Origin of the sequence: Actinomyces sp. ph3 (assembly GCF_000308055.1) — a bacterium.
Classification (GTDB): domain Bacteria; phylum Actinomycetota; class Actinomycetes; order Actinomycetales; family Actinomycetaceae; genus Pauljensenia.
This window is the reverse complement of record NZ_CAGY01000005.1, coordinates 115,510-140,478: the sequence shown is the minus strand read 5'-3', so window position 1 is coordinate 140,478 and position 24,969 is coordinate 115,510. Positions and strand designations below refer to the sequence as shown.

Annotated in this window: 24 protein-coding genes; 6 read left to right on the top strand and 18 right to left on the bottom strand. The window is 56.9% G+C overall.

Going from position 1 to position 24,969, the window contains the following annotated elements:
- From HGAS_RS05850 to HGAS_RS05840, 3 genes are all read right to left on the bottom strand, one after another.
- Nucleotides 1–666 (bottom strand): histidine phosphatase family protein, encoded by a 666-nt coding sequence (locus HGAS_RS05850; protein WP_019126909.1) that lies wholly within the window; start codon nt 664–666, stop codon nt 1–3.
- A gap of 115 nt (nt 667–781) precedes the next feature.
- Nucleotides 782–880, bottom strand: coding sequence for a 30S ribosomal protein bS22 (locus tag HGAS_RS08740; RefSeq protein WP_003792170.1), 99 nt, complete (start codon nt 878–880; stop codon nt 782–784).
- Between the two features lie 82 nt (nt 881–962).
- On the bottom strand, nt 963–1,181 hold the full coding sequence (locus tag HGAS_RS05840) for a helix-turn-helix domain-containing protein (RefSeq protein WP_009408561.1): 219 nt from the start codon (nt 1,179–1,181) through the stop codon (nt 963–965).
- 189 nt (nt 1,182–1,370) lie between these two features.
- Here HGAS_RS05840 and HGAS_RS05835 point away from each other — a divergent pair, with 189 nt between their 5' ends.
- The 4 genes from HGAS_RS05835 to disA all read left to right on the top strand — a co-directional run bounded on the left by HGAS_RS05835 (nt 1,371) and on the right by disA (nt 6,262).
- Nucleotides 1,371–2,918, top strand: a complete 1,548-nt coding sequence (locus HGAS_RS05835) for a TrkH family potassium uptake protein (protein ID WP_019126908.1) — start codon at nt 1,371–1,373, stop codon at nt 2,916–2,918.
- Between the two features lie 51 nt (nt 2,919–2,969).
- Nucleotides 2,970–3,638: a potassium channel family protein gene (locus tag HGAS_RS05830; RefSeq protein WP_019126907.1), complete on the top strand. Its 669-nt coding sequence runs from the start codon at nt 2,970–2,972 to the stop codon at nt 3,636–3,638.
- 123 nt (nt 3,639–3,761) lie between these two features.
- Entirely contained in the window at nt 3,762–5,120 is a 1,359-nt protein-coding gene (radA, locus tag HGAS_RS05825; RefSeq protein WP_026066677.1) for a DNA repair protein RadA, read from the top strand.
- A 71-nt stretch (nt 5,121–5,191) separates the two neighbouring features.
- Nucleotides 5,192–6,262 carry a DNA integrity scanning diadenylate cyclase DisA gene (disA, locus tag HGAS_RS05820; RefSeq protein ID WP_019126905.1) on the top strand — a complete coding sequence of 357 codons (1,071 nt, stop codon included), beginning with the start codon at nt 5,192–5,194 and terminating at the stop codon, nt 6,260–6,262.
- A gap of 81 nt (nt 6,263–6,343) precedes the next feature.
- Here the strand turns inward: disA and HGAS_RS05815 are convergent, their stop codons facing one another.
- The 10 genes from HGAS_RS05815 to dacB form a co-directional block, all read right to left on the bottom strand.
- Complete coding sequence (locus tag HGAS_RS05815) at nt 6,344–7,219, bottom strand: phage prohead protein (protein WP_233993724.1); 876 nt, start codon at nt 7,217–7,219, stop codon at nt 6,344–6,346.
- 4 nt (nt 7,220–7,223) lie between these two features.
- Entirely contained in the window at nt 7,224–7,766 is a 543-nt protein-coding gene (locus HGAS_RS05805) for a DUF3180 domain-containing protein (protein ID WP_019126902.1), read from the bottom strand.
- Entirely contained in the window at nt 7,763–10,258 is a 2,496-nt protein-coding gene (folK, locus tag HGAS_RS05800) for a 2-amino-4-hydroxy-6-hydroxymethyldihydropteridine diphosphokinase (RefSeq protein ID WP_106427428.1), read from the bottom strand. Before folK ends, HGAS_RS05805 begins: the two co-directional genes overlap by 4 nt.
- A gap of 7 nt (nt 10,259–10,265) precedes the next feature.
- Complete coding sequence (folP, locus tag HGAS_RS05795) at nt 10,266–11,126, bottom strand: dihydropteroate synthase (protein WP_019126900.1); 861 nt, start codon at nt 11,124–11,126, stop codon at nt 10,266–10,268.
- Nucleotides 11,123–11,695 carry a GTP cyclohydrolase I FolE gene (gene folE / locus HGAS_RS05790; protein WP_009408552.1) on the bottom strand — a complete coding sequence of 191 codons (573 nt, stop codon included), beginning with the start codon at nt 11,693–11,695 and terminating at the stop codon, nt 11,123–11,125. Before folE ends, folP begins: the two co-directional genes overlap by 4 nt.
- Entirely contained in the window at nt 11,692–13,761 is a 2,070-nt protein-coding gene (gene ftsH / locus HGAS_RS05785; RefSeq protein ID WP_019126899.1) for an ATP-dependent zinc metalloprotease FtsH, read from the bottom strand. Before ftsH ends, folE begins: the two co-directional genes overlap by 4 nt.
- 11 nt (nt 13,762–13,772) lie before the next feature.
- Nucleotides 13,773–14,327 (bottom strand): hypoxanthine phosphoribosyltransferase, encoded by a 555-nt coding sequence (gene hpt / locus HGAS_RS05780; protein ID WP_019126898.1) that lies wholly within the window; start codon nt 14,325–14,327, stop codon nt 13,773–13,775.
- 66 nt (nt 14,328–14,393) lie between these two features.
- On the bottom strand, nt 14,394–15,509 hold the full coding sequence (gene tilS / locus HGAS_RS05775) for a tRNA lysidine(34) synthetase TilS (protein WP_019126897.1): 1,116 nt from the start codon (nt 15,507–15,509) through the stop codon (nt 14,394–14,396).
- Complete coding sequence (locus HGAS_RS05770; RefSeq protein ID WP_019126896.1) at nt 15,491–16,318, bottom strand: hypothetical protein; 828 nt, start codon at nt 16,316–16,318, stop codon at nt 15,491–15,493. The genes tilS and HGAS_RS05770 overlap by 19 nt, the downstream gene beginning before the upstream one ends.
- 95 nt (nt 16,319–16,413) lie before the next feature.
- Nucleotides 16,414–17,793, bottom strand: coding sequence for a D-alanyl-D-alanine carboxypeptidase/D-alanyl-D-alanine-endopeptidase (dacB, locus tag HGAS_RS05765; protein ID WP_019126895.1), 1,380 nt, complete (start codon nt 17,791–17,793; stop codon nt 16,414–16,416).
- A 117-nt stretch (nt 17,794–17,910) separates the two neighbouring features.
- Between dacB and HGAS_RS05760 the strand changes: the two genes are divergently transcribed.
- Nucleotides 17,911–18,408, top strand: a complete 498-nt coding sequence (locus HGAS_RS05760) for an inorganic diphosphatase (protein WP_009408546.1) — start codon at nt 17,911–17,913, stop codon at nt 18,406–18,408.
- Between the two features lie 801 nt (nt 18,409–19,209).
- Complete coding sequence (locus HGAS_RS08820) at nt 19,210–19,758, top strand: DUF559 domain-containing protein (protein ID WP_158661892.1); 549 nt, start codon at nt 19,210–19,212, stop codon at nt 19,756–19,758.
- Nucleotides 19,759–20,134: 376 nt separating this feature from the next.
- On the opposite strand, the gene HGAS_RS05745 is transcribed toward HGAS_RS08820, so the two are convergent.
- The 5 genes from HGAS_RS05745 to HGAS_RS05725 form a co-directional block, all read right to left on the bottom strand.
- Complete coding sequence (locus tag HGAS_RS05745; RefSeq protein ID WP_019126892.1) at nt 20,135–21,052, bottom strand: ABC transporter substrate-binding protein; 918 nt, start codon at nt 21,050–21,052, stop codon at nt 20,135–20,137.
- Nucleotides 21,053–21,112: 60 nt separating this feature from the next.
- Nucleotides 21,113–21,784, bottom strand: coding sequence for an ABC transporter permease (locus HGAS_RS05740; RefSeq protein WP_019126891.1), 672 nt, complete (start codon nt 21,782–21,784; stop codon nt 21,113–21,115).
- Nucleotides 21,781–22,416 (bottom strand): ABC transporter permease, encoded by a 636-nt coding sequence (locus HGAS_RS05735; protein WP_019126890.1) that lies wholly within the window; start codon nt 22,414–22,416, stop codon nt 21,781–21,783. Before HGAS_RS05735 ends, HGAS_RS05740 begins: the two co-directional genes overlap by 4 nt.
- The gene (locus tag HGAS_RS05730) at nt 22,413–23,237 is read right to left on the bottom strand and encodes an ABC transporter ATP-binding protein (protein ID WP_019126889.1); all 825 of its coding nucleotides are present in this window, start codon (nt 23,235–23,237) and stop codon (nt 22,413–22,415) included. Before HGAS_RS05730 ends, HGAS_RS05735 begins: the two co-directional genes overlap by 4 nt.
- 355 nt (nt 23,238–23,592) lie before the next feature.
- Nucleotides 23,593–24,888 carry a C40 family peptidase gene (locus HGAS_RS05725; protein ID WP_019126888.1) on the bottom strand — a complete coding sequence of 432 codons (1,296 nt, stop codon included), beginning with the start codon at nt 24,886–24,888 and terminating at the stop codon, nt 23,593–23,595.
- Between the last annotated feature and the right edge of the window lie 81 nt (nt 24,889–24,969).

Here is a 24,969-nt window from a genome sequence, read left to right as displayed (position 1 = left end):
CTAGCGCTTGAGCTGAGCTTCAGAGACCCCGGGAACCATATCCGAGGCCTTAGACAGCAGGTGCGCAGCCGGCTCGTTATAGGTCATTCCAACCAGCACGTCATCGTCAAAAATGAGCGAGGTCAGCGAAGCAAGGGAGCACTGCCGTGACAGCGGTGAGTGTCCCAGGGGCTGGTGACGGATCAGACGCTGAAGCGAAACGATCGGCATTTGGTGCGAAACCAGCAGCGCCTCGTGGCCGCGCGCCTCACGCAATGCGCGAGCAACCGCTCGGGTCATGCGCTGGGCAGCATGGGCGTAGGACTCTCCCCAAGAGGGGCGCAAAGGATTCACGTAGTAACGCCAGTATTCGGGGCGTGCAAGAACCCACGGATTCGCATTGACCGCAACACCTTCAAAAACCGATTCAGCCTCAATGAGGTTGTGATCATGTTCAATCTCAAGCTCGTAGGCAAGCGCGGTCGGCGCTGCACTCATCTGGGCACGCAACAGGGGCGAGGCAACGACGTGGGTAATATCAGCGCCACTGTCGACAAAATACTCAGCGACGGCCTCGGCCATCTCAATACCAAGGTCAGTTAAGCCATAACCGGGAAGGCGGCCGTACAAAATACCATCGGGATTATCAACTTCACCGTGGCGCATCACGTGAATAACAGTCTTCATGACAGTGCCTTTCTGGAGGTACCACTGCGCTGAGGCAATACTGCGAAGTATTCAGCGCATGCGTTGCGGGAGATATGCCGAAGGGCCCCACCAGTGGAGGGACCCTTCAAGAAGATCACTTCTTGTTGCGACGCTGGTGACGCGTCTTGCGCAGCAGCTTGCGGTGCTTCTTCTTCGCCATGCGCTTGCGGCGCTTCTTAATGACGGAGCCCATGGGGTTCCTCCCTCGAGTGTGTAGGTGCGGCAGAGGTGACTACCGCCTGACGTCAGGTGCCAAAAGGCACAGCAGGTTTATATTACCCGTTAATCCCCGCAACGCGTTCATCGATGTGATCAGTCAGACCGGCGCGGATCAGCTGGCCGACCGCAGACTCGGGAACTCGGAAGCTCTTACCGACGCGAATCGCCGGCATCTCTCCGCTGTGAATCAAACGATAAACAGTCATCTTCGAGACGCGCATAATATCCGCCACCTCAGATACCGTCATAAAACGCGGGGCAGAGTGCTGATCCATTGATGACTCCCAGACGTGCAAAGATTAATTCCGTCTCATGATACTGGAAAGATCCCCCCATTTGGCAACTTTCTCCACTTCAATTTTCTTCAATCACTACTGTCCCCTGTGTCACGTTATTCACATACGTTTCAGCCAATAGACTTTTAGGGCATTAGGATGAAGCTTGCGAGTGATTCTGGAGGTGACATGGCTCGTAGAAATCGGCGCCCTAGCGCGCCTGGTCGGGCATCCGATCAGCATTCCTCTGCGTCGCATCGTCGCGCACTCGCTCACTCAAGCCGAGGCTACGGACCGACAGGCATCCCCGAAGATCGACCTTCGCCTACCGTTGTCTATCCCCCCGGAGTCAGGCCCTCCACCCTTGAAGATTCCGGAATTCTTACTCGCTTCCGCGTCTGGTTTGCACACGAAGCTCGTTTTTCACCCGCACGACTGGTGCTCATCGTCTTCGTCATGCTTATTGCATTCATCACCTGTCTTCTTGCACTCCCGATTTCAACAGCATCTGATGAACGCGCGCCTTTCGTCGACATCCTCTTTACTGCAATTTCAGCGGTCTGCGTGACCGGCCTGACCGTTGTTGACACCGCGACATATTGGTCAGTTTTTGGCCAAACCGTCATTGCGATGGGCATCTTTATCGGTGGTCTGGGTGTCGTTACTCTGGCAACCATTTTGAGCTACGCCGTTTCGCGGCAGCTGGGGCTGACACAGCGAATGTTGGCAACTGTAGAGACGAAATCCAGCGGCATGGGAAGGCTGACCGCGCTATTGAAGGCGGTCATCGGAACCTCATTTATCGCTCAGGTTTTGCTCACCATCGCCTTCGTTCCCCGCTTCCTTACCCTGGGTCATGAGACGGTATGGGAATCGCTCTTCCATGCGGCTTTCATGGCAATCTCGGTGTTCAATAATGCCGGTTTCGTGATCTTGAGCGGCGGCTTAGTCCCCTACCACACTGACTGGTGGATGCTCAGTCCCATTATTTTGGGAACCTTTGTCGGGGCAATCGGATTTCCTGTCATCTCCGACCTCTCACAGCACTGGCGCACTCCCTCTAGATGGGCCCTGCATACGAAGCTCACGCTTTCGACATACATTCTTCTAGTTTTCTTTGGCACCATCACTTTTGCCTTCACCGAATGGACGAATTCGGCAACCCTAGGTGATCTTGATATTTCCTCACGACTGTTGAACTCCCTCCTGGCAGGGGTCAACACCCGCTCCTCGGGCCTGTCCTCTTTGGACGTGGCGAATATGCGCCCCCAGACCCACTTCATTCAAGACATCATGATGATGATCGGTGGCGGTTCGGTATCAACCGCAGGTGGTATTAAGGTCACGACCTTCGCCGTTCTTCTGTTGGCTGCCGCTGCCGAAGCCCGAGGCGACCGCGACATCGAAATCTTCAGTCGACGCATCCCCCACTCGGTGCTTCGCCTGGCCGTTGCAGTGACCCTTTTGGGATCGCTTTTGGTTGCTCTTTCGACCGTCGTTTTGCTGACTTTGACCGGCTACAGTCTCGATGTTGTTCTCTTTGAATCGATTTCCGCATTCGCGACCGTTGGGCTTTCAACGGGTATTACTCCCGATCTTCCAGCTCTTGCAAAATACGTTCTTGCAGCCCTGATGTTTGCGGGACGTACTGGAACCATGACCCTCGCAGCTGCGCTCGCTCTGCGCGATCGGCCTCGAGCAATTCGCCAACCAGCCGAGTCTCCGCTGATCGGCTAAGAGCCGCGTCGCCCCACGAGCAAAAGCCCGCACTCGTGGGAGAATACGACTATGGCAGAAGAAAAGACCCTTGCATCGGGAACCCTGGTCATTGGATTGGGACGTTTCGGTTCCGCTGTTGCCCTCACTCTGGACAAGCTTGGCTACGAAGTGCTGGCCGTCGAAAAAGACAGCCGCCGCGTCCAGCAGTTCTCGGGTCGTATTCCCGTTGTCGAGGCCGATGCCTCCTCGATGGAAGCACTGAACCAGTTGGGGGCAAGGGATTTCTACTCCGCGGTCGTGGGGATTGGTTCCTCCTTGGAGGCCTCGGTGCTGATCACTGCAAACCTTGTCGATATTGGAATGACAAATATTTGGGCGAAGGCCATCTCGCGCGAACACAGTCGTATTCTTCGACGCATCGGCGCCCAGCACGTTGTTGCTCCCGAATATGATGCCGGTCAGCGTACGGCCCACCTCGTTGGTGGACGCATGATCGACTACATCGAAATGGACAAGGACGGCTTTGCCATCATGAAGCTCCGTCCGCCGAAAGAAGTGTGCGGTTTCACCCTCAGTGAGCTCGATCTTCGAGGCCGTTACGGCGTGAACGTGTTGGGGATTCTTCGTCCGGGTGCGCCCTTTGAATACGCCGACGCGACGACTCGAATTAACCGCGAAGACACCATTGTGGTTTCAGGCGATACGCGACTTTTGGAGTATTTCGCAAACCGTCCCTAAGTGGCGGCTTCACTTTTCCTATTCTGCGTATGCACCGTGTTGTAGATTTGCATGATGGGAATTCTATGTGCGTACGAAGCCAATCTGGACGCAGATGCCGGTGGCGTGGTTTAGCGTAGGGATATGGCGAAAGAAAAAAGCGTGTACCGCTGCAGCGAATGCGGTTGGACCTCACCCAAATGGGTTGGCCAGTGTAGAGAGTGCCACCAATGGAACTCCATGGAAGAGTCTGGCCCCTCTGCTTCCGTTCCAGGTGCCGCTGTCGCACTCACGCCTCGTCAGCCTGCTCAGCCCATCAATGACATCAGTGCTGAACGCGCGCGGTCTAAGCCAACCGGAATCGGTGAGTTTGACCGCGTTCTCGGTGGGGGCATTGTTCCCGGAGCTGTCATCCTTCTTGCTGGCGAACCCGGGGTCGGAAAGTCCACTCTTCTTCTGGATGTTGCTTCGACCTGCGCCGCGGTGGCACCGGTTTTGTACATCACTGGCGAAGAGTCTGCCTCACAGGTCAGGGGCCGCGCAGAACGTATTGGCGCCCTGCACCCACAGCTTTTTCTTGCGGATGAGACATCACTTTCCACAGCTCTTGGCCAAATTGATGCAACCAACCCTTCTTTGGTCATCATCGACTCGGTTCAGACTCTTCAATCCGACCAGCTCGATGGCAGTGCCGGTAGCGTTGCACAGGTTCGCGCTGTTGCAACAGCTCTCATTCGCGTTGCAAAGGAACGTTCAATCCCCATTCTCCTTGTAGGCCATGTGACTAAAGATGGCGGGATTGCTGGGCCTCGCCTACTTGAACACTTGGTGGATGTCGTCTGCCAATTCGAAGGCGATCGGCACACGCGACTTCGCTTGCTCAGAGCCGTCAAGAATCGTTATGGACCCACCGATGAAGTGGGCTGCTTTGAACTGAGCGACACCGGGATTGTTGGTTTGACAGACCCTTCGGGTTTGTTCCTTTCCCAGTCCCAGTCTGCAGTTCCAGGCTCGTGCGTCACCGTCACTCTTGAGGGACGCCGCCCCCTCCCCACTGAGATCCAGGCTCTTGTCGCACATACTTCTGCTGGTTCCCCTCGTCGAACTACCGTCGGAGTTGACCACTCACGCGTAGCGATGATTTTGGCAGTCCTTCAGGCACGCCTCGGTATCGATACCTCTGATTGCGATGTCTATGCCTCAACTGTCGGAGGTGCCCGTATCAGTGAGCCGGCTGCCGATTTGGCAACGGCAATCGGAATTGTCTCGGCCATTCGGGGAACCCCAACACGCAGCGCTCTGATTGCTTTCGGCGAAGTAGGGCTCACAGGAGAAGTCCGCGCATGCACTGGCGTGCGTCGCAGAATTCAAGAGGCTGCACGCCTCGGATTCAAGGTCGCCATCATTCCTGCACAGGGAAGTGAAGAGGCCATGGGGATCGACGGAATTACGGTTCTACCAATCTCGGACCTTGCCGGCGCACTACGTGCCGCTATTCACTGAGTCTCTTCCTTCATTGTGCGGATACTCGAAATACACTTAGAGCAGGAATCACGCATCGAAAGGCAGGATTCATGACATCAGATGCCGCTCTTCTGCGCAGCGCACTTCAAGATATCGCACCGGGCACGCCCCTTCGCGAAGGACTGGAACGCATCCAGCGCTCCCATACCGGCGGCTTGATTGTTCTTGGTGTCTCTCCTCAGCTTGAGGAAATGTGCTCGGGTGGTTTCGATCTCGATATCGAATTCACGGCCTCACGTCTGCGCGAATTGTGCAAAATGGACGGCGCGGTCATCATCGACCCCACCGACTGGCGAATCCGCAAGGCAAATGTCCAGCTTTTCCCCGATCAGAGCATCCCTACCGATGAATCGGGTATGCGTCACCGCACTGCACAACGCACTGCTTACCAAACCCACCTTCCGGTGCTCTCAGTTTCGGCGTCAATGCGTCTTATTTCGATCTACGTCGGCAAGTACCATCACATCGTTGAAGAACCCGAAGCACTGCTGTCCCGCGCTAATCTGGCCGTCGACACCCTGGACCGCTACAGCCAGCGTCTGGATGAGGTCCTTCAAACTCTCACAATCTTGGAAATGCGTGATTCTGCAACGGTCCGTGATGTCGCAACCGTCATGCAGCGCATGGAGATGATCCGACGCATCACCTCTGAGATCAACGAATACCTTGAAGAACTCGGTTCAGAAGGACGCCTTTTGGCTCTACAGGTCGATGATCTGGTTCGCGGCTCAGGCTCCGAACGCGCACTGGTACTTCGCGACTACACCCGAGATGCCTCCGCGGTCTCAACCGCAGAAGCTGCCCTCTCGGAGCTTGCCAGCGATCGTCTGGTCGATCTCGCAGCTATCGCTAACGTACTGGGCTTGGGCGTTTATGATCCCACCGATCTGGACCGCACCATTCAACCGCGTGGTGTGCGAGCCCTCTCCCTGGTTCCTCGCCTTCCCTGGAATGTCATCAAGGACATCACCAGTCATTGGGAGAACCTTGCGGACCTGCGTGAAGCGACAGTTGAGGATCTGCAGCAAATCGAAGGCATCGGCCCCTACCGCGCAAAGCTCATCCGCGAAACGCTTGAGAACCAATTCTCAATGGCTGCCACAGGAATTGTCGGCTGGTAATCGGCTGGTCAGGCTAAAGCAACACCTCAACTAGCCCAGAATTGGGCCCCTCGCGACCCCTAATCTCAGCGGAGAAGAGTTCTAATGGCCTTCTTCACCCTGCGGAGCGTTAGTCGCTTCAGAGGTGCTTGATTGCGAGGGCTCGGGCGTTGCTTCAGTTGTTGGCTGAACGGGCTGAGTCAGAGTGAATACTCGTTCATCTCCAACCGTCTGGCCATTCAACAGCAGCTGTAAACGATAGGTTCCAGCTGGAGCAGGATCGGTCGCACCATCCGAATTCCGGTCCTTCGCATCGCACCCAGAGTAGAGCCCGCCATCCCACGTCAGACCACCATTCCAGGTATCCCCGGGAATCAAGAGCAATGTCGCACTCTCGCGATCACGCTGGCACTTCGAGCCGTCATATACCGTTTCATCGCCGGTGGAAATCTTGAAATCGATGTGCCCGAACTCAAACGAACAGGCAACTCCCGCACGGTTTTCAATGGCGACCGAAATGTTCTGAGCTTGTCCAACCTCGCCACCAGAAATGGTCGGTCGAACCGTCAGATCTGCCGAGGCACAGGCGGGAATACGAACTCGCCCTTCCGCATCGACAATTCCATCGGCTGTAGCCTGTTCACCATCTTGAAGTGCTGCGGTTCCAGAGCGCGTCACTGTCGCGGTGGGCGTCGGAGTAGGAGTTACAGAGACGCTTGGAGTGGCCTCGGGAGCGGAAGACTTCGTGACCGCTGAAACGGCTTTTGCAATCCCCCACACAATAAGCGCGATGATCACAAGTAATCCGAGTCCGGTGACGATACGCCTGACCCACAGGGAAGGAGGCACCTGTCCCCCAGCCGGTTTTCTTGGAGAAGTCCCACCCGAACGAACTGTGGGACGAGCGCCTGGACGCCCTGCACGAGGAGCCCTCGAAGGAGATGAAGAGGCCGAAGAAGACCGTGGTCTATTGGGCATGAGACTACCTTCTCCCCTCAGATACATCGCTCTTACGAGCATTCACACGCTGCGCCCCAAGAGTGCCCTTGTCACGCCGAGCGCGCGCCTTCGTCACCTCGGTGTCATCATCCTTTGGGTCAATGACGCACCAGCGTTCAACGACCACTCCGGCAATACCCCACAAACCAGCACCGAGCGCACACATCAGTCCGCAAATTCCAGCGTAAACACTGGTCTGCGCTTCCCAGCGAGCGAGGAAGGCCAAGGACATACCTGCCAGTAGCCCAGCGCTGATCACGCCACCAAGCGCACTCGCACGAGCAAACATTGCAATTCGGAAGGCTGATACGGCGTCAACCCAGGTAGCCTTATGCGCGCGAAAACGCCGAACCTGGATTCCCATCCAGACAAGTACGCCCGCGACGACAACAAAAACCAGAGCCAGGGCGGGATGAATAATCCACGGCCCCGCGCCCTGACGAATCGCAAAGGCGGTTGCGGCTGCAGCAAGCGCCGAAGCAGCGGCTGCCTCGGCGATTAACAGCACAATACTCAGCGGCTTCATGAATCCTCAGGACGACGACGGAAGACTGGAATCTGACCGGTAATGCTTGGACGGATTGTCACGTCGCGGTTGACAGAGGAAGGGGTCTGCGAGCCGGGAGTCATTGGTCCCTGATCAATGGAATCATCGAGCTTGGGATCAAGAACATGACTGTAGCGAGGCGGCAAGCTAGGAGAAGAACGACGCACGTCCTCACGCGGGCTGAGTACACTGGAATCATCCACAACACGGACGTCCTCAGAGAAGTTCCAGCCCGGTAGAGCGCGCGAGGTGCGAGCTTGCGAGGCGGACTTCCGCTGGGCAGAGGCAGCCGAAGGCTTCGTCCCCGAAGCGTTTTGCGTAGGTGCAGCACTCTCTGAATACGTACGTCCCTGCGTGGGAACCGAGGCCTGGCTTCCCGCTGACGAGGCCGGCTCGGGGCGGCGAGCAAAGAGCGAACCACGCCTTGGCTGGGTAGCTTCCGTTGCGGGCTTCTGTTGCTCTTGAGGAGCAGGTGCGCGGTGCGAAAGCTTTGCACGGTGAGATTGTGCGGCAAGACGATCGGTACGTGCACGGAACGGACGCGGCGAATCAGCCGTCGAGATACCCGTTCCTTCTTCGGTTACCGGACGCCAACGCGGGCGACGAGTCCGACGTCCAACGGGAACCTCGGCGGTAATCGGTGAAGTCGAGGGAGAATTCTGCGCCGGCTCTTGCGCGCTCTGGATATCGGAGGACTGCGCTGCGGCCTCGGGAATGGCGTGAGGAAGGGCGCTGCCCTGCAGGCGTTCGAGGAGCGAGTGCCGCTCGACGACGGGCTGCTCGGGTTCAGCAGAAGGGAGAGGACGACGAGGCTCCAAAGAGACCATGCCCTGAGCAAGGTTGGCGGAAGCCGCAGTCGTATCTGCTGGAGACGGGGTGGCCGACAGGTGCAGTCGACGAAGCGGAGGTGCGCTCACCGGAGAAGGCGCAGGAACCTGGCGGCTCGCTAGCTGCGCGGGTACCTCACCGGAAGTCTTAGCAGGAGAGGACACGGAAGTTTCTTTGGGCGCAGGCGTGGGTTGAGCGGCAGAAACTGCTGAGGCCGAAGGCTTCGAAAGCTCAACATGGCGCGATTCAACGGATTCAACCGGAGCTCCCCAGCGATCCCACAGGCGATGCCAGGTCACATCGGTGCCTTCATCGCTGGGAGCAAGGCCGGAACGCGATGCTTCGGGAAGCATGTCCAAGCGACTCGGACGCGAGGATTGTGAATTTGTCTCAAGCTTGAGAGGACGCAACTGCTCAGCATGATCGAGGCGAGGAAGGCGCATCCGGTGAAGAAGTTCATCCGAATCAGCGATCACCGATTCGGGATCTTCGAGCCAGTCCCCCACTGCGTCAAGAATTCCACCACGATCCGGAGCCTGTGCGATAAGCTCCGATGCGGCGCCGAAGCCGGAAAGCTCAGCCTTGGGCTGGGCCATCAGCCACGGAGAGAGCACAAAAGCACGCTGATGTGCACGCGGATGTGGCAGCGTCAGACGCGGGTCATCCGAGCTCACGCCGTCAATTTGAATGATGTCGATATCGATGGTGCGCGAGCCCCAGACTTCATGACGTACACGACCCAAGCGTGCTTCAAGCTCGTGGATCCGATCCAAGAGGTTGAGGGGTGCCATGGACAGCGTTCCCAAAACGACGGCATTCCAATAATCAGGCTGAGGCTTTTGGTCGGGACGCAATACAGCGCGCGTACGAACCAGGGGCGAAACTTGCGTAATTTCCAAGTCATCCCAGCTGGACATTTCGTCAATTGCTCGCTTGAGGGTAACGGGAACATTGCCCAGATTTCCACCAAGTGCGAGCACTACGGCGCGCGGAGCCAAAGGTGCGTCAAGTTCGTCTTGGGCAGGCTCGTCGACCTGTGCTGCTTCGCTTTCCTCAGCCGCGTCCACCACAAGCTCCGAGGCCGTGGCGGGCTGCTGCGGTGCCGCGGGAGAGTGCAGCTGAACGGGCTGATCTGAATCAGAGGCCGGGGATTCTTCTTCCTGGGAAGCTACGGCATCTGATGGCGTGCTGGGCGCAGAGGGAGCAGGGGGCACATCCTCATCAGCGTCGGAAGCAGTGGGGGGAAGAACATTCGATGCCGCGACGAAAGGAAGCGGGATATCGCCCTTGCGAATGGTGACCGAAACATCGGTAAAGGGAACGTCGATGGGCGCTTCAGGCTTATGGACAATAACCTCAACACCACGAACACGCGAATCTTCAAGAGCCGCATCAGCGATCTTGTGGCCAAGTGTTTCAATCAGACGAACCGAGGGGCCCGCAAGGATCGCGTGAGCTTTCTCTGCAATTTCGGCGTAAGAAACCGTATCGGCAATGTCATCACTGAGTGCAGCGCGATCGGTATCAACCCACAGAAGCAGGTCAACAGTGAAGGTTTGAGGAGCGTTCCACTCCTTTTCGAGAACTCCGTGGACAGCCTCAGCTGTAATACCGCGTAACGCGATCACATCGAGCTGTCCCACCGTGCCCTCACCTCCCTGCACGAACAAGCTTTGCTTGTTGGCTTATGGCATGGACCCTGACGGCCCATATTCCGTCTGAAAGCGCGCGCCGAGATATATCGAGAGTTGCTTCATCTCGGTCCGAAAGGGGGGACTGACCGAGGAAGCGTTTCCGGGACGCACCTATAAGAACAGGGTACCCAAGCTCAGCAAAAATCGGCAGCGACGCGACGAGAGACCAGCATTGTTCGTTATTCAGTGAAAAACCCAATCCCGGGTCAACAATGATGCGCTCGGGCTCAACCCCGGCCTCGAGAGCATCACGAACCTGTTGGGAAACCCGCTCTCTCAAGGCAACTGCGATGGGCTGATCGCCGTAGTCGAAAGACTCTTCGGGCATCCCCGGAAGCGCACGATAGTGCTGAATAACATAGGCACAGGAGGTCGATGCAACGGCCGCATTCATCTGCGGATCCCAGCGTCCTCCACTGACATCATTGATGATGGCAGCACCCGCATCTGCCGCACGACGCGCTGTTAGCGCATGCAGGGTATCAACAGAAACAACAACCCCCGATGCTCCAAGGCGCTGAATGATCGAGCCAATTCGCTCCCATTCTTCGTCCTCGCTGATTCGCGTGGAGTTCGGACGTGTTGATTCACCGCCCAAGTCGACCAGGTCCGCACCTTCGTCGAGCATTTCCTGAGCGTGGTCGAGCGCCGCTCCCGGATCCAGAAAACGGCCCCCATCCGAGAAGGAATCTGGGGTGACATTCAAAATGCCCATGACGAGCATTCGATCCCGTGGCAGATCGACGCCTTCGGGAAGACGAGGCGGTTGTGCACCTCCCGCGAGCGCCCAAGAGGAAGAGGCCTCAACAGAAGTCATCGGCGGACCCCACCCAATGCCAGGGACATCATTTCCGCTCGAGTGGCGTCGCGCTTGACAATTCCACGAAGAGCAGAGGTCACGGTCGAGGACCCCGGCTTGGAAATACCTCGCATCGTCATGCACATGTGCTCGGCCTCAACAACGACAATGACACCCTGAGGTGCAAGAACCTCATCGATGGCATCGGCGATCTGAGCTGTCAGACGTTCCTGAACCTGCGGGCGACGCGCATACCCTTCGACGACACGCGCAAGCTTTGACAGCCCCGTAACGCGACCGCCCTTGGGGATGTACCCCACGTGCGCATGCCCGTAGAAAGGCAGCAGGTGATGCTCGCACACGGAGTAGAAGGGAATATCACGGACCATAACGATCTCATCGGTCCCCACTTCGAAGGTGGTCTTGAGGTGTTCACGAGGATCTTCTTCGAGGCCGCTGAGAAGTTCGCGCCACGCACGACCCATCCGCGCGGGGGTATTGCGAAGTCCCTCGCGGTTAATGTCTTCGCCGACGGCTTCAAGAAGCGCGCGCGAGGCGTCTTCAACGCCTTGTTGATCGTAGCTCACTGGGCATTCTCCTCGGGCGCGATACCACCATCGGGGTCATCCAGAACCTCTGCGGGAGCAGACGGGTCAGCCGATGGTTCATCAGCAGATTCGGACTGCGCACGGTCACTCAGGGGCATGGCGATGGGATTTCCCATAACCGCGCCCTGAACCGCGCCTTCCGCACCGTAATTCCACACCGGACGCTCATCTTGTTTGATGACGTCCTTGAAGATCTCGGCGAGCTGCGCTTCGTCCAGAGTTTCCTCTTCCAAAAGACGCTGGGCCAAGCGGTCCAGAACCGCACGGTTCTTAGTCAAAATCTCCCAAGCCTCACGGGTCGCGTTGTCCAAGAGTGCACGCACTTCCTGGTCAACGACAGAAGCAAGCTCATCAGAATAGGCACGCTCAGCGCCTCGACCGGTACCGTAACCGGTCATTGGGTCCGAATCATCCGCACTCAAACGGACGTTACCTACGCGATCGGACATGCCGTATTCAGTAACGAGCGCGCGAGCTTGAGAGCTGGCCTTCTGGATGTCATTCGACGCACCGGTTGAAGGATCACGGAAGACGATTTCTTCGGCAACGCGGCCACCCATGGCATAGACCAGATCGTCAAGAATCTGATTCCTGGTCTTGGAGTAGCGGTCTTCGGTGGGTAGCACCATGGTGTAACCCAGCGCGCGTCCACGCGGAAGAATGGTGACCTTCGTGACCGGATCCGTGTAGCGCAATGCCGCTGCACACAGGGCGTGGCCGCCTTCGTGATACGCGGTCACCAGCTTGTCGTGGTCATTCATGACACGAGTGCGCTTCTGCGGGCCGGCAATCACACGGTCAATGGCCTCGTCAATCGCGCGGTTATCAATCAAGTCAGCATTTGAACGAGCCGTCAGCAAAGCGGCCTCGTTCAAGACATTTGCCAGATCCGCACCGGTGAAGCCGGGAGTGCGCTTTGCGATCATATGCAGATCGACATCATCGGTCAGGGGCTTGCCCGCAGAGTGCACGCGCAGGATTGCCTCGCGTCCCTTCAGATCGGGGGCTTCAACCGCAATCTGTCGGTCAAAACGGCCCGGACGCAGGAGGGCGGGATCAAGAATATCGGGACGGTTTGTCGCCGCGATGAAGATCAGGTTCGAGGAATCGTCAAAGCCGTCCATCTCAACGAGCAGCTGGTTGAGGGTTTGGTCGCGTTCATCAGAACCGCCACCATAACCAGAACCGCGGTGACGACCGATCGAATCAATTTCATCGACGAAGATAATCGCGGGAGCAACCTTCTTTGCGCGGGATACAAGATCACGCACACGCGAAGCGCCAACACCGACATACATCTCAAGGAATTCCGAACCTGCAATGGAGAAGAAGGGAGCCTCGGCCTCACCCGCAACAGCCTTTGCCAGCAGGGTCTTACCTGTTCCAGGAGGACCGTAGAGGAGCACACCTCGAGGAATGCGTGCACCGACCTTGCGGAACTTCTCGGGGGCAATCAGGAACTCGCGAACTTCTTCAAGTTCCTCAACGGCCTCGTCTTCACCGGCCACGTCAGCAAAGGTAACGTTCGGGCGCTCCTGGTTAAAGTCCTTGGTGCGGCTCTGGCCAAAGGGACCCATCATCTGGGATCCACCCATGCGGCTCATGAAGAACCAGAAAAGCCCCATGACCAGCGCCAAGGGAAGGATTGCGGCAAGAGTTGAACTCAGGAACGAGGACTGCGGGTAGTACGCATCCCAGCCTTTACCGGGATTGGCTTTCTCAACCGACTCAACAATTGACTGCGATTGCGTGCGCGCATAGGTGAAGCTGATGTTTCGCCCCAAGCTACGTTCGCGGTCGTTAACACCGGTGGACTTGTGGGTCCACGGGTCCTTCAACACCAAGTTGACCTGCTGAGTTCCATCGTTAACGACGACGCGTTCAATCTGGGCTTCCTTCAGAATCTGAAGACCTTCGGAAGTATCCACCGATTGCGGCTGGAACCACGTCCACAGGAAGAACAGGGCGATCACCAGGGGAAGCAATGGGATTGCAACAAGCCCCCAGGTATTCCTCTTCTTCTTGTTCTGAGTGTTATCTGCCATGGATTTACCTTTCAGCCGCCGTATACGTGCGGTGCCAGGGTCCCAACGAAGGGAAGTTGACGGTAGTGCTCTGCGTAGTCCAGTCCGTAGCCCACAACGAATTCATTCGGGATATCAAAACCAACGTACTTGACCTCGACCGGGACCTTGAGGGCTTCGGGCTTGCGCAGGGCAGCAGCAATTTCGACAGAGGCTGCTCCTCGAGCCAGAAGGTTTTCGCGAAGCCAGGACAGAGTCAGTCCAGAGTCAATAATGTCTTCGACAATCAGGACATCACGACCGGTGACGTCTGTATCGAGGTCTTTGAGGATACGGACAACGCCGGTCGACTTAGTGCCCGCACCGTAGGAGGAAACGGCCATCCAGTCCATCGAGAGAGGAGTGTGGAGGTGGCGTGAAAGGTCGGCGACGACCATGACCGCGCCCTTGAGGACACCCACAAGAAGAATTTCTTTGCCCTGGTAATCGGCATCAATTTCAGCGGCGAGCTCAGCCATACGGCGTGCCAGCTCATCTTCCGTAACCAGAATGCGTTCGAGTGCGTTTCCCATGTCCTGTGCGTCCACAGTCCCATGTCCTTTCCTGTGCGGGTCCCAACTTTATAAGAGTGCCACATGTGCGCGAAGAGGCGCTCAGCATGGCGGAGTTTCTCGCTCTTGGCGCAACAAGGAAGAGTCAGCAGGCGTCATGGCAATGAGGTATGCCTGCTTTCCTTTCCCCTTGCGTAAGAGCGTTCCCCCTGGAACCGAGATGGGCCCTTGTCCCGTCCAGTGGTTGATTAGTGCGCGCGCCTCTTGAAGATGCACGTAGCTCGGTGCTCCAAGTGCGCTCAGGTAGCGGTGAAGGACGCGCATCTGCACCGCCTCGGGAATCTGCTGCAGATGCTCAATTTTGAGGATTCCCATTCCCGAGGTCGTATCCTCCCTTGGCGGCATCGCTTCCCATGCGCATGTCCACACCTGGTTCGCCCACTGATCCAGAGCCTCGTCATCGGCTGCGGAAAGCTCCGCGGTGCGTGCAAGGGCGGGAACGGGGTCGATCCCCAAGCTGTCGCGCAAACTGGGAAGTGCACATTCTCGGATCGCGCTTCGACGTAGCGCACTTCCATCAGCGGCCCTCCAAGGGCCATCCATCGCGTTCGAAGGATCATCAACCCAGGGAAGCCCAAGTTCGCGACATACACCAATAGTCTCAATGCGTCGACATTTTATAATTGGTCGAATCCAGACGATCTCTCCCGCGTCATCACATGAGCTCATCGCTTTCAATGACCCGACTCCCGAGCCACGCGCTAAACGCAAAAGCACGGTTTCAGCCTGATCATCCATCGTGTGCCCAAGGAAGACCGCGACGCGCCCTCCCAAAGATCTTGCATGGTCCACAAGAGCGCGCCGACGCGCATCGCGAGCCGAGGCCTCGGGCCCCCCTTCTGCCGCAAGTGTGACGCTCACCCATTCGGCACGGGCACCGAGCGAAGCCATACGCTCACACACCTCACGCGCCTCAATATCCGATCCCGCTCGGATTCCGTGATCAACAGTCAAGGTGTGGGGAGTACAGCCCGCGCGCAGGCAGTGATCAATAATGACCGCCGCGAGCGCAGTTGAGTCCGCGCCACCGGATACGGCAATAAGAAGCGCATCGCAGTGCTGGATGGCCCACTGAACGTGCGGACGCACTTCCAGCGAGAGCTTACGTAGATCTCCCTTGGGATTAGCGGGAATTGTGATCACTGGAAGCTCGGCCACATCCGGTTGTTAAGAATCGATTCAAGACCGGGGCCGGTCAAGATCTGATGGACTTCATTGGCCATCTCACGGCGAAGCTGAGTGATTCCTGCGGGAGCCACTCCCCCGAGCAGACTAATCAGAGCCCCATCGACCATAAAATCTGCAGGCCGATGCGCAGTAATCCAATTGACCGAAGACAGATCCTTCGGAGTCAATGAATCCATAAAAACATCGATGATGCACTCGCGAAGAAGCAGCTGACGCGCAAGCTCTTCAGCATCAATCGCATCAATCGGCGCAGCGGCGACAAGTTCGCGGCAATACTCCCGATAAAAAGGCGTTCGCATGGACAGCCAGGTATCAACCCCCGCGCGCAAAGACACCCACTTTGCCCAATCTCCCAGATCGAACTTGGCGCGCACACCCGCCTCTAAAACATTCGGGGCGACAAGATAGGCAGCAGCTCCGCTGGGTCCGCTCACACTCAGGGAATGTTTTGCCAGCACTCCTAAAGCTGTGCACAGGGTGGCTGCGCTGGGAAGGCTACGTGCGTGCACACCCCATTCATCGGCGAAATCTGCCCACTGAATCATTGCGCTGCGACGCTCAATGATCGGCAGATCCACGTGCACGCCATCCTGCACATCAGAAGAGGAAAACTCAGCGAAGCGAGTGATCAGAAAAGGCAACCGCCCAGAAGCCCATTCTTGCCCGCGACGAAGACGCGAGACAATGGCCTGCGCCGATGAGGCTGAAGCCTGAGGTCCAGAAAACATGCCCATCGCGCTCAGGCGCGCGATCTGTGTGAGTGAGGGATACAACGGCATGTCTCTATGCTATCGAATTGCTCTGCGCTTGTATGCAGCCTTTTCGACTGAACTCGCGGCTGAACCGGCACTGCTCAGCGAATACTTGGCAGCACTCACATCTTCGCAATGGCAGTGACAAAATTGTCCAGATAACCGCGAGTTGCATAGGCGCCATCATTGGGAACCTTGTCGAAACCGATGACGAAGATCACCGGGTGCCCCTTCGAGGTCGACACCACGCCGGCGAGTGAGGACACTTCCGCCAAAGACCCCGTTTTTGCCTGTGCATTGCCAGCCACAACCTCGTCATTCAAGCGATGTGCGAGGGTTCCCTGCACGCCCGCCCAGGGCAGGTTTCGGACCACTCGTGGCGCAACGGGCTGCGAGGCCTCGAAGCCCTGGGAAAGAATTGCCGCCAAGGTCTTGGGCGCAATCCGGTCATTCGAGGACAGGCCAGAGCAATCCTCCAGCGAGAGCTGATCCGTGGGAATTCCGCGATCCGCCAAGGTCTTTTCAAGATTCTTGACCGCGCCATCGAATGTCACTTCAGCCCCAGCCTGGCGCGCTGCAAAGTGACAATACTGGTCTGCAAGGGTGTTATCTGAGTGGTAGAGCATCCAACGAATCTGCTCATCGAGGCTTGCGGACTGAACGGATGCGATCCGGTTCGCGCCCTGCGGGGCCGCGCCTCGGACGCCAAAATCAACGGAGATCCCCTGTTCGCTGAGTTTTTGCGCGAAAACCTCCGCGACATTGGAGATTGAATCGGGGTAGAACTCATTGGACTTCGGGTAGGTGCGACCCGCATCGATCGCATAGGGAGCAAGCTGACCTTCGTAGCCGGCAACCTGCTGCTCGCTCCACGAGGCGGGGCGCTTGGTGTCGGCAAAAAGCGCGGGAGCCGCGTGAAGTTCGACGTGAGAAATTCCCTTAGAAGTCAAGGCATTTGCCGTGTCTTTCGCAAGGGTTTCAAGTCCTGCACGCCCACTGACATCAAGGGAGTTGGTTCCCTCACCTAAGAGAAGGTCGCCTTCCCCTTCGAGGTAGATGTCATCGTCGCTTTGCGCAACCGAGGTCGTCAGGTGCGCATTGGGGTCCAGGTGACTGAGAGCGGTATAGGCCGTGAGGATCTTGGTGATCGAAGCGGGAGTGTGGGCACTTTCCGCATTACTTTGAAAGAGCGTCTGACCGTTGTTCGCATCAACGACAAGCGCCCATGCATTCCAACCGCCTTCTTCGGCTGCCGAGGCCGCGGGAGCCCACGCCTCTTGGAGTTGTTGGGCGGTGGGAGCTTGACTATCCCTCTGCGACTGTGAAACATTCAATGTAGGAGCGGGCACAGCAGAAGCTGTGGGGGCTGCAGATGGCGCAGATGCTTGAGAAAGTGTGAAGATGCCAGGTGCGATATCATGCACATCTGCCACAAAATAGGCTGCGATCAGCACCGCGGCGCTAGTAGCGCCTACAATCGCAGCAGTAGTCCCGCGTCGCATGTGGGGATTGTCCTTCCATCAATGGTCTAGGAACAACCCTAATGCTTCGAGGGGTAGTAATACGTAATCGACATCCACGTGGTGGATCAACGACTCAACCAGTCAGGAGAGGCTCTAATGGAATTCGACGTGACCATCGAGATTCCTAAGGGAAACCGAAACAAGTACGAGATCGACCACGAAACGGGACGCATCCGTTTGGATCGTATGCTCTTCACCTCGACTCGCTATCCCGATGACTACGGCTTCATCGACGATACCTTGGGTGAAGACGGCGACCCCTTGGATGCACTGGTTCTGCTTGAAGAACCGACCTTCCCGGGCTGCGTGATCCGCTGCCGCGCACTGGGCATGTTCCGCATGCGCGACGAAAAGGGCGGTGATGATAAGGTCCTGTGCGTTCCCGCGTCCGACCAGCGTGCAGCATGGCGTACCGAGATCGAAGACGTCTCTGAATTCCACCGTCTTGAAATCCAGCACTTCTTCGAGGTCTACAAGGACCTGGAGCCCGGCAAGAGCGTTGAGGGTGCACACTGGGTTGGACGTGAAGAGGCCGAGGAAGAAATTCGTCGTTCCTACCAGCGCGCAGAAGAGCACGGTTTCAACGCGCACTGATCACTCAAACACTTTTAACAAGATCGGGCTGGTGTTCTCACGAACACCAGCCCTTTTCCTGTTCTTGTTCTTATCCTTGTTTGCAAAAAGACACACGAAGTCGGCAAATGACACAAGCCATAACCCATGATATTTAGCGATTTCATGTGGCTTTTCTGAGATAACGAACGGGAGCAGCTGAGCCATCAGCGCTACTCACACCAAGCAGCCAAGACTTATCCATAGGGTGTACACACAATCGGCGTTTTCCACAGATTTTTCCAAAGCTCGCACGTTTGGACGCCGCTATTAAACACTGAATAGATGAACGAAGAAGAGGAAGAGACAGAAGGGAGTGTGCTCTCCCGATCGACACGAGAAGTTCATTTAACACCAATAGACGGAAGCTCTCACTCACAAGTCAGGGTGAAACGCGGATTTATGCTGACTATTTCGTCGGGATTACCTCGATGGGAAGTTAATCAATACATTGATCGTGCACGTATTGCTTCTCTCGCACAATCACGAGATCCGCGGATTGTATTCGTTGGAACCAGCTCGCTTTGTGTCCAGGGAGTTCCACTGTGGTCAGCAAACCATGACATCACCTTTTGGTGTCCTCAGCCCTATCCAAATTCCACTCTCCCATCGGTGCGCTACTCAGGTTTCACCATTCCACCTGTGAAGGTGAGGAAACTGCGCAGACCTCCGCTGACAGATCACCGGTTAACAGAGAATGGTGTTCAAGTAGAAGACAAATTGGATGCAGCTCTTCGTCTTGCGATGGGGTCGCAACACTTTGAGGCTTTTGTCGCCATGTGCATGACACTGCACACCGAATCTAATTTTTCGCTACAGCGCATCGGGGACTCAAGGAAGCGTGAAAACAACCTACGCGAGGAACTTACTCGACGATTGTCTATTGCTCAGGAAAACGGCTGGAAATATGGAATCTCTACCGCGAAGCTCATTGTGAAGAACGCAGATGCAGGATGCGACAACCCCGCCGAAGCAGCAATGCTCTACGCGATTCGAAGCATCTACAGCGGTCCTGTGCTGACTCAGTTCGAAATTAATGGCAGTACAGGGAGGTATTTCATTGATTTCACTCTTCCAGAGAAAGACGTCGCGATCGAATTCGATGGGATGAGCAAACTGGGAAGTACGAATGAAGACCTCTACCGCGCAAAACAACAGTGGATTCGTCGAGAACAGGACCTGCGCGACTGCGGATGGAATGTCATTCGATACTCGTGGGAGCAGCTAAAGAACCTGCCTCGTCTTCAGATCGATCTTGCCCAACGACTCGACTTGCTCGAGGCCATACCAACGACTTCTAGCCAGCTGTGGGACAAGGGGTATATCGATTGAGTATCCAGTGTCTTTCACCAACTTCGTGTGGCAGCGGAGAACGAACGCCCTGTTGAGAAAGCGGCGAGAGCATCACGAGCAGCACCCCAACTACCTCCACATGAAAGCTCTGCGCTCACCCAACCTCCACACGTTGTCGCCAAATGTCACAGGTTATAACGCATGACATTCACCAACTTCGTGTGCAATTAGAGGAGAGGCATGCCAGGATCATGTGGCATTTAGGGATGAGCTGGCGGCACCTGACACCACACAAGCGCCCCCCGAACAACCACAGCAAGCGCGAAGCGCCCGCTTCACTTGTGCAACAAGTGCCTTACTTGTGCAGCAAGTGCCTTACTTGCGCATCAAGCCCTTTACTTGCGCATCAAGCCTTTTACTTGTGCGGCAAGCCCTTCGATTCAAGCCACTTCGACGCAATCGCGGAGGCAGACTGAGCCTCGACAGTTGACTGGCGGTTCATCTCAATCAAGTCCTTGGCGTCCATAGCTGCACTGACCTTGTTGATAACAGCGGCTGCATCCTGGTTGATCTTCGTGGAAACAACTGGCACAACGTGCGATGCCAAGAAGAGACCCTTCGGATCCTTGAGGACCGTCAGGCTTCCGTCTGCAAGCACGGGGTCAGAAGAGTAGATGTTCGCCAGCTGAATCGAACCATCGTTCAGCGCCTTTACCGTCAGCGGCCCGCCCGAGTCTTCAATCGGCGTGAAACCAACCTTCACACCGTATTCCGATTCCAGTCCCTTCGGCCCATACGGACGCGTGGCAAGCTCAGAGTTGCCGCCAAGAGTGATCTGTCCAGCGTTCGCCAGGTCACCAATTGAGCTTAGAGAGTGCTCGGAAGCGAAAGAAGTGGTGACAACATAGGAGTCTTGGTCGGTTGCGGGGGCTTCGTCCAATACGCGCAACCCCTTGGGCAGGGCTGCGCCCAGTGCTTGGTAAACCTCAGCATCCGTACGAGCACTCGCATCTTTATCGAAGTACTGGAGCAAGTTGCCCGTGTACTCCGGGAAGACATCGATCGAACCGGATTCCAGCTCGGGCATGTAGACCTCGCGCTGACCAATACGCAGCTGACGCTCGACCGTGAAACCTGATCCTTCGAGCGCCTGGGCATAGACCTCGGCCAGGATTTCATTCGAGTAGTAGTCTTGGGAGCCAACCACGATCTTTGACGAGGCCGCACCTTCCTCTGCTTTTTCGCCGCCTTCTAGGGACTTCCCTGTGCTGCATGCGGTGAGTACAACGGCAGTAAATGCCGCTACAACGGCGGCGAGAGCAGAGCGTTTCATTATCTCTCCTTTGGTTTTGTCTTCTGAGTGCAGAAAAGTCTGTAAGCGAATGTGATGAAGTTATAAAGCTTGTGAATCCGAATGGGTTCTGGAGCGCAGAAGACGCGTGAGCCCTGCAAGTATGGCGTCGGTGACGAGTGCCAGCGCAACGACAACGATTGCGCCTCCGATCATCTGTCCATAATCACGCGTCTTCAGCCCCGTGTAGAGGAAACGTCCCAATCCAAGGTTCGCTGTGTATGCAGCCAGTGTGGCCGTCGCGATCACCTGGAGTACCGCTGAGCGCACACCCGCAAGAATCAGTGGTGCACCCGCTGGAATCTCAAGCTGTGTGAGGATCTGACCTTCAGTCAGACCGATCGCTCGCGCCGCATCGGATGATTCTTGAGAAGAGATCACACCGGAATAGGCACCTGCGAGAATCGGTGGCATTGCCAACGCAACAAGAGCAATAAGAGGCGCTTGCCAACCGATTCCAAGCCACAAGCCAACCAGGGTGAGGAGGCCAAGAGTAGGCACCGCACGCGCGGCACCGGTCCCGATCATGACGAGGTTCTTCCAACGTCCGGTGTGCCCTATATACAGTCCGATTGGCAATGCGATGAGTGTCGAAATAGAAACAACAGCTGCAACGAAAAACAGGTGTTGACCCACTCGTTCGAGAATCCCGGATGGCCCTAGCCAGTTGTCTCCATCCGCCAGCCATTGAAAGGCTTCAAATAGGAGGTTCATCGCTTTCGCCTCCACGGTGTCACTAGCGCCCCCAGGCCGACTGCAAGTGCGTCCAAAAGCAGAGCCAAGGCAATCGTCATCACCAGCCCGGCCAAGACTTCAACGGTTAATCCACGCTGGAAGCCATCGGTAAACAGAGTTCCCAGCGAGCGCACACCAATGAACGCACCAATCGTTACCAAAGAAACCGTCGAGGTAATGACCACTCGTGTCCCAGAAACGATCACGGGAATAGCCAAAGGAAGCTCAACCGTACAGAATCGGCGGAAACGTGACATTCCCAGTGCATCGGCGGACTCGAGGACGTCGGCAGGAACAGCGGCGAAAGCCTCGGCGCATTGACGGATCAGCACGGCGATTCCGTAAATCGTTAGCACAACAACCATGTTGACCCGCGAGCGAAGAGCAATCCCTGACAGAACCGGAATAACAATCAGGAGGGGCAACGAAGGCACCGCGTAAAGAACAGTCAGGAAAGAGAGAACTACGCCCCCGACGCCTTTTGAACGCTGCGCCCACGCCCCTATGGGAACTGCAATCAGCACCGAGGCAATAATCGCGGGCACCGCGATGGTGAGATGGGTGAGGGTGAGCTCACCGATGAGTGCCCAGGAACCGGAGAGCCAATTCACGCGCGCTCCCCCTGCGCGTCATTTGCCGAGGGCGTAACGGGTTTGCCCGCTTGAGATCCGTCAGGTGTGCCCTCCAAAATTCGTTCACGCTCGCTGATTGCGGAGGTTCCAAGGAACTCGCGAACAAAGTCATTGGCCGGGTTCAGGAGAAGATCGCGCGGAGTACCTTCTTGGGCAATCTGAGCCCCCTCGCGAAGGAGGACAATGCGGTCACCCAGCAAGATGGCCTCGTCAATGTCGTGGGTGACGAAGAGGATCGTGGTGCCCAAGGACTTTTGAATACGACGAAGCTGGCGCTGGAGGTCAGCGCGGACCAGAGGGTCCAGGGCGCCGAAGGGTTCATCCATGAGGAGGATGTCGGCACGGTTTGCCAAGGCTCGCGCAACGCCAACGCGTTGACGCTGGCCGCCGGAAAGCTGCGCGGGATAGCGCTTTGCCATTGAAGGATCGAGGCCGACGAGTTCCATAAGTTTGAGAGCATCGGCACGCGCACTTGCCTTTGAGACACCTTCGAGAACTGGAACGGTCGCAATATTGTCAACGATAGTTCGGTGCGGGAAGAGGCCCCCGTCTTGAAGGACGTAGCCGATCGAGCGGCGAAGGGCGACAGGATCTTCATGCGCGACATCGCGGCCACGGACTGTAACAGTTCCGGAGGTGGGAGTCACCATACGGTTGACCATCCGCATGAGTGTCGTCTTACCGCAGCCTGAAGTCCCTAGGAACACTGTTGTTGTGTGCGGGGCAATCGTTAAAGAGAAATCTTCAACCGCTTTCGTATCGGGTGAATATGTTTTCGACACGTGGTCGAAGGTGATCATGGCATTCCTCTTTGCAATGACGAAACGCTTGTGCGTCGTTGCCAATTTGTGGCGTCACCAGAGAAAACGACCATTCACGGGAACTTATTTCTTTTTTGCCCTAAGTTGAGCCAACTCACAAACGGATATATCGCCTTCAACATAAACATCTCAGCTCTTCGGCTGAGAACAACGCAGCAAAGGCAGATATAACGAGGCCCGGGCGTCTTCCCCAAACGCCCGGGCCTGTTGCACAGCCACCTCCACACGTTGTCGCCAAATGTCACAGGCTATAACGCATGACATTCACCGACTTCGTGTGACAAATCAGAGGACCGGAGAGCAGAGCCGAAGCCCGCCCCCGCGACTCACGCCATCACACCACACGCACTGCGTAGGGCAGAACCGCGCTCCATCCGTAGATCGAGGTGATTCGAACCGGAACACCAAAGGTCGGCGCCTCGATGATCTGGTTGTTGCCCAAGTAGATCGCAACGTGGTCGATGTTGCCACCGTCCCAGTTCCAGAAAATCAGATCGCCGGGTTGAGCTTGGCTGACCGGCACGCGAGTGCCTTCCGAGTACTGTGCCTGTGACCAGTGGGTCAGGTAGATACCCTGCGAACGGTAAGCCATGGTGACCAAACCGGAGCAGTCATAGCCGGGGCCTTCGCCCGCCCACACGTATTGTGCGCCGAGCTTGCTCTTCGCCCAAGCGATGGCACCTGCAGCGGCATCGGAATTACCGCCGCCACCGCCGCCCCACGATGGAGTGTCATCGTCGTCGTCATAGCTGGCTGCGGGGGCAGGAGCCGGCGTGTAGGAGTTCTGCTGTTCGCGTGCGCGACGCGCGGCTTCGGCAGCTGCCTGCTGGCGTGCGGCCTCTGCTGCAGCAGCCTGGCGTGCAGCTTCGGCGGCTGCCGCCTGACGCTGCGCCTCAAGCTCGGCCTCGCGCTGATTAATCAGCTCAACGGTTGTGTTCTGCTTGCGCGCAAGCTCCGCAACCAGAGCATCACGGCGAGCGGCAGTCATGGCCTGCGCGTTGCGTGCGTTGTTTGCAGCGCTCTGGGCCGCAGCGGAACGAGTTTCAACCTGTGCGGTTGCCTCTGCCTGCTTGGCCTGTGCCTGGATCGCAGCGTCGTTCATGACGTTTGCGACCTGCTCAAGCGCGGCGACCTTTTGCATTTTGACGTTTGCCGAGGCCGAGAAGGAGTTGAGCGTGGCCTGCTTGGTTTCAACCGTGCGCAGTCCGTCGGCGGAAAGGTAGGGGGCGATGGAGTCGAGGGATGAACCACCATCGCGGTACGCCGTCTGTGCGATCGAGGCAATCTCTTGCTTGCCAGCCTCGTAATCAGCCTTCGCTTTATCAGCATCCGCCTGCGCTTGACGCGCGGTCTGGGTCGCCTGTTCAAGCGAGTAGCGGGCACCGTTCAGTTCTTCCGCAGCACTCATGGCCTTCTGAAGTGCGACTTCAGCTTCGCTCTTCACGCTTGCAAGTTCTACTTCGATCTGAGCGACTGACATCTTTGCCGCATTTTCGGCTTCGCGGGCTCGTGCGATCTCTTCGTCACTGGGAGCTGCAAGAGCGATACCGGGAGTTGCTGCAGCGAGTGATGCAAATAGCGCGGTCACGCTGATTGCGCGAATACCGCGGCGCTTTGTCTCACGTCTCACTGGTCCACCTGTCGTTGTACGCCGGGATAAGGGCGTGCGTCGTCATATACAGCATTCGAGAGTAGTTCACTTAGGCAACAT

Coding starts and splice junctions, on each gene's coding strand:
- HGAS_RS05770 (WP_019126896.1), bottom strand. CDS start 16,318: ATGCCGTTGTATCCCTCACTCACACAGATCGCGCGCCTGAGCGCGATG.
- ftsH (WP_019126899.1), bottom strand. CDS start 13,761: ATGGCAGATAACACTCAGAACAAGAAGAAGAGGAATACCTGGGGGCTT.
- HGAS_RS05840 (WP_009408561.1), bottom strand. CDS start 1,181: ATGGATCAGCACTCTGCCCCGCGTTTTATGACGGTATCTGAGGTGGCG.
- HGAS_RS05760 (WP_009408546.1), top strand. CDS start 17,911: ATGGAATTCGACGTGACCATCGAGATTCCTAAGGGAAACCGAAACAAG.
- HGAS_RS05745 (WP_019126892.1), bottom strand. CDS start 21,052: ATGAAACGCTCTGCTCTCGCCGCCGTTGTAGCGGCATTTACTGCCGTT.
- HGAS_RS05805 (WP_019126902.1), bottom strand. CDS start 7,766: ATGAAGCCGCTGAGTATTGTGCTGTTAATCGCCGAGGCAGCCGCTGCT.
- radA (WP_026066677.1), top strand. CDS start 3,762: ATGGCGAAAGAAAAAAGCGTGTACCGCTGCAGCGAATGCGGTTGGACC.
- HGAS_RS05740 (WP_019126891.1), bottom strand. CDS start 21,784: ATGAACCTCCTATTTGAAGCCTTTCAATGGCTGGCGGATGGAGACAAC.
- HGAS_RS05835 (WP_019126908.1), top strand. CDS start 1,371: ATGGCTCGTAGAAATCGGCGCCCTAGCGCGCCTGGTCGGGCATCCGAT.
- HGAS_RS05830 (WP_019126907.1), top strand. CDS start 2,970: ATGGCAGAAGAAAAGACCCTTGCATCGGGAACCCTGGTCATTGGATTG.
- HGAS_RS08740 (WP_003792170.1), bottom strand. CDS start 880: ATGGGCTCCGTCATTAAGAAGCGCCGCAAGCGCATGGCGAAGAAGAAG.
- HGAS_RS05850 (WP_019126909.1), bottom strand. CDS start 666: ATGAAGACTGTTATTCACGTGATGCGCCACGGTGAAGTTGATAATCCC.
- HGAS_RS08820 (WP_158661892.1), top strand. CDS start 19,210: ATGACACTGCACACCGAATCTAATTTTTCGCTACAGCGCATCGGGGAC.
- disA (WP_019126905.1), top strand. CDS start 5,192: ATGACATCAGATGCCGCTCTTCTGCGCAGCGCACTTCAAGATATCGCA.
- HGAS_RS05815 (WP_233993724.1), bottom strand. CDS start 7,219: ATGCCCAATAGACCACGGTCTTCTTCGGCCTCTTCATCTCCTTCGAGG.
- folP (WP_019126900.1), bottom strand. CDS start 11,126: ATGACTTCTGTTGAGGCCTCTTCCTCTTGGGCGCTCGCGGGAGGTGCA.
- HGAS_RS05730 (WP_019126889.1), bottom strand. CDS start 23,237: ATGATCACCTTCGACCACGTGTCGAAAACATATTCACCCGATACGAAA.
- dacB (WP_019126895.1), bottom strand. CDS start 17,793: ATGCGACGCGGGACTACTGCTGCGATTGTAGGCGCTACTAGCGCCGCG.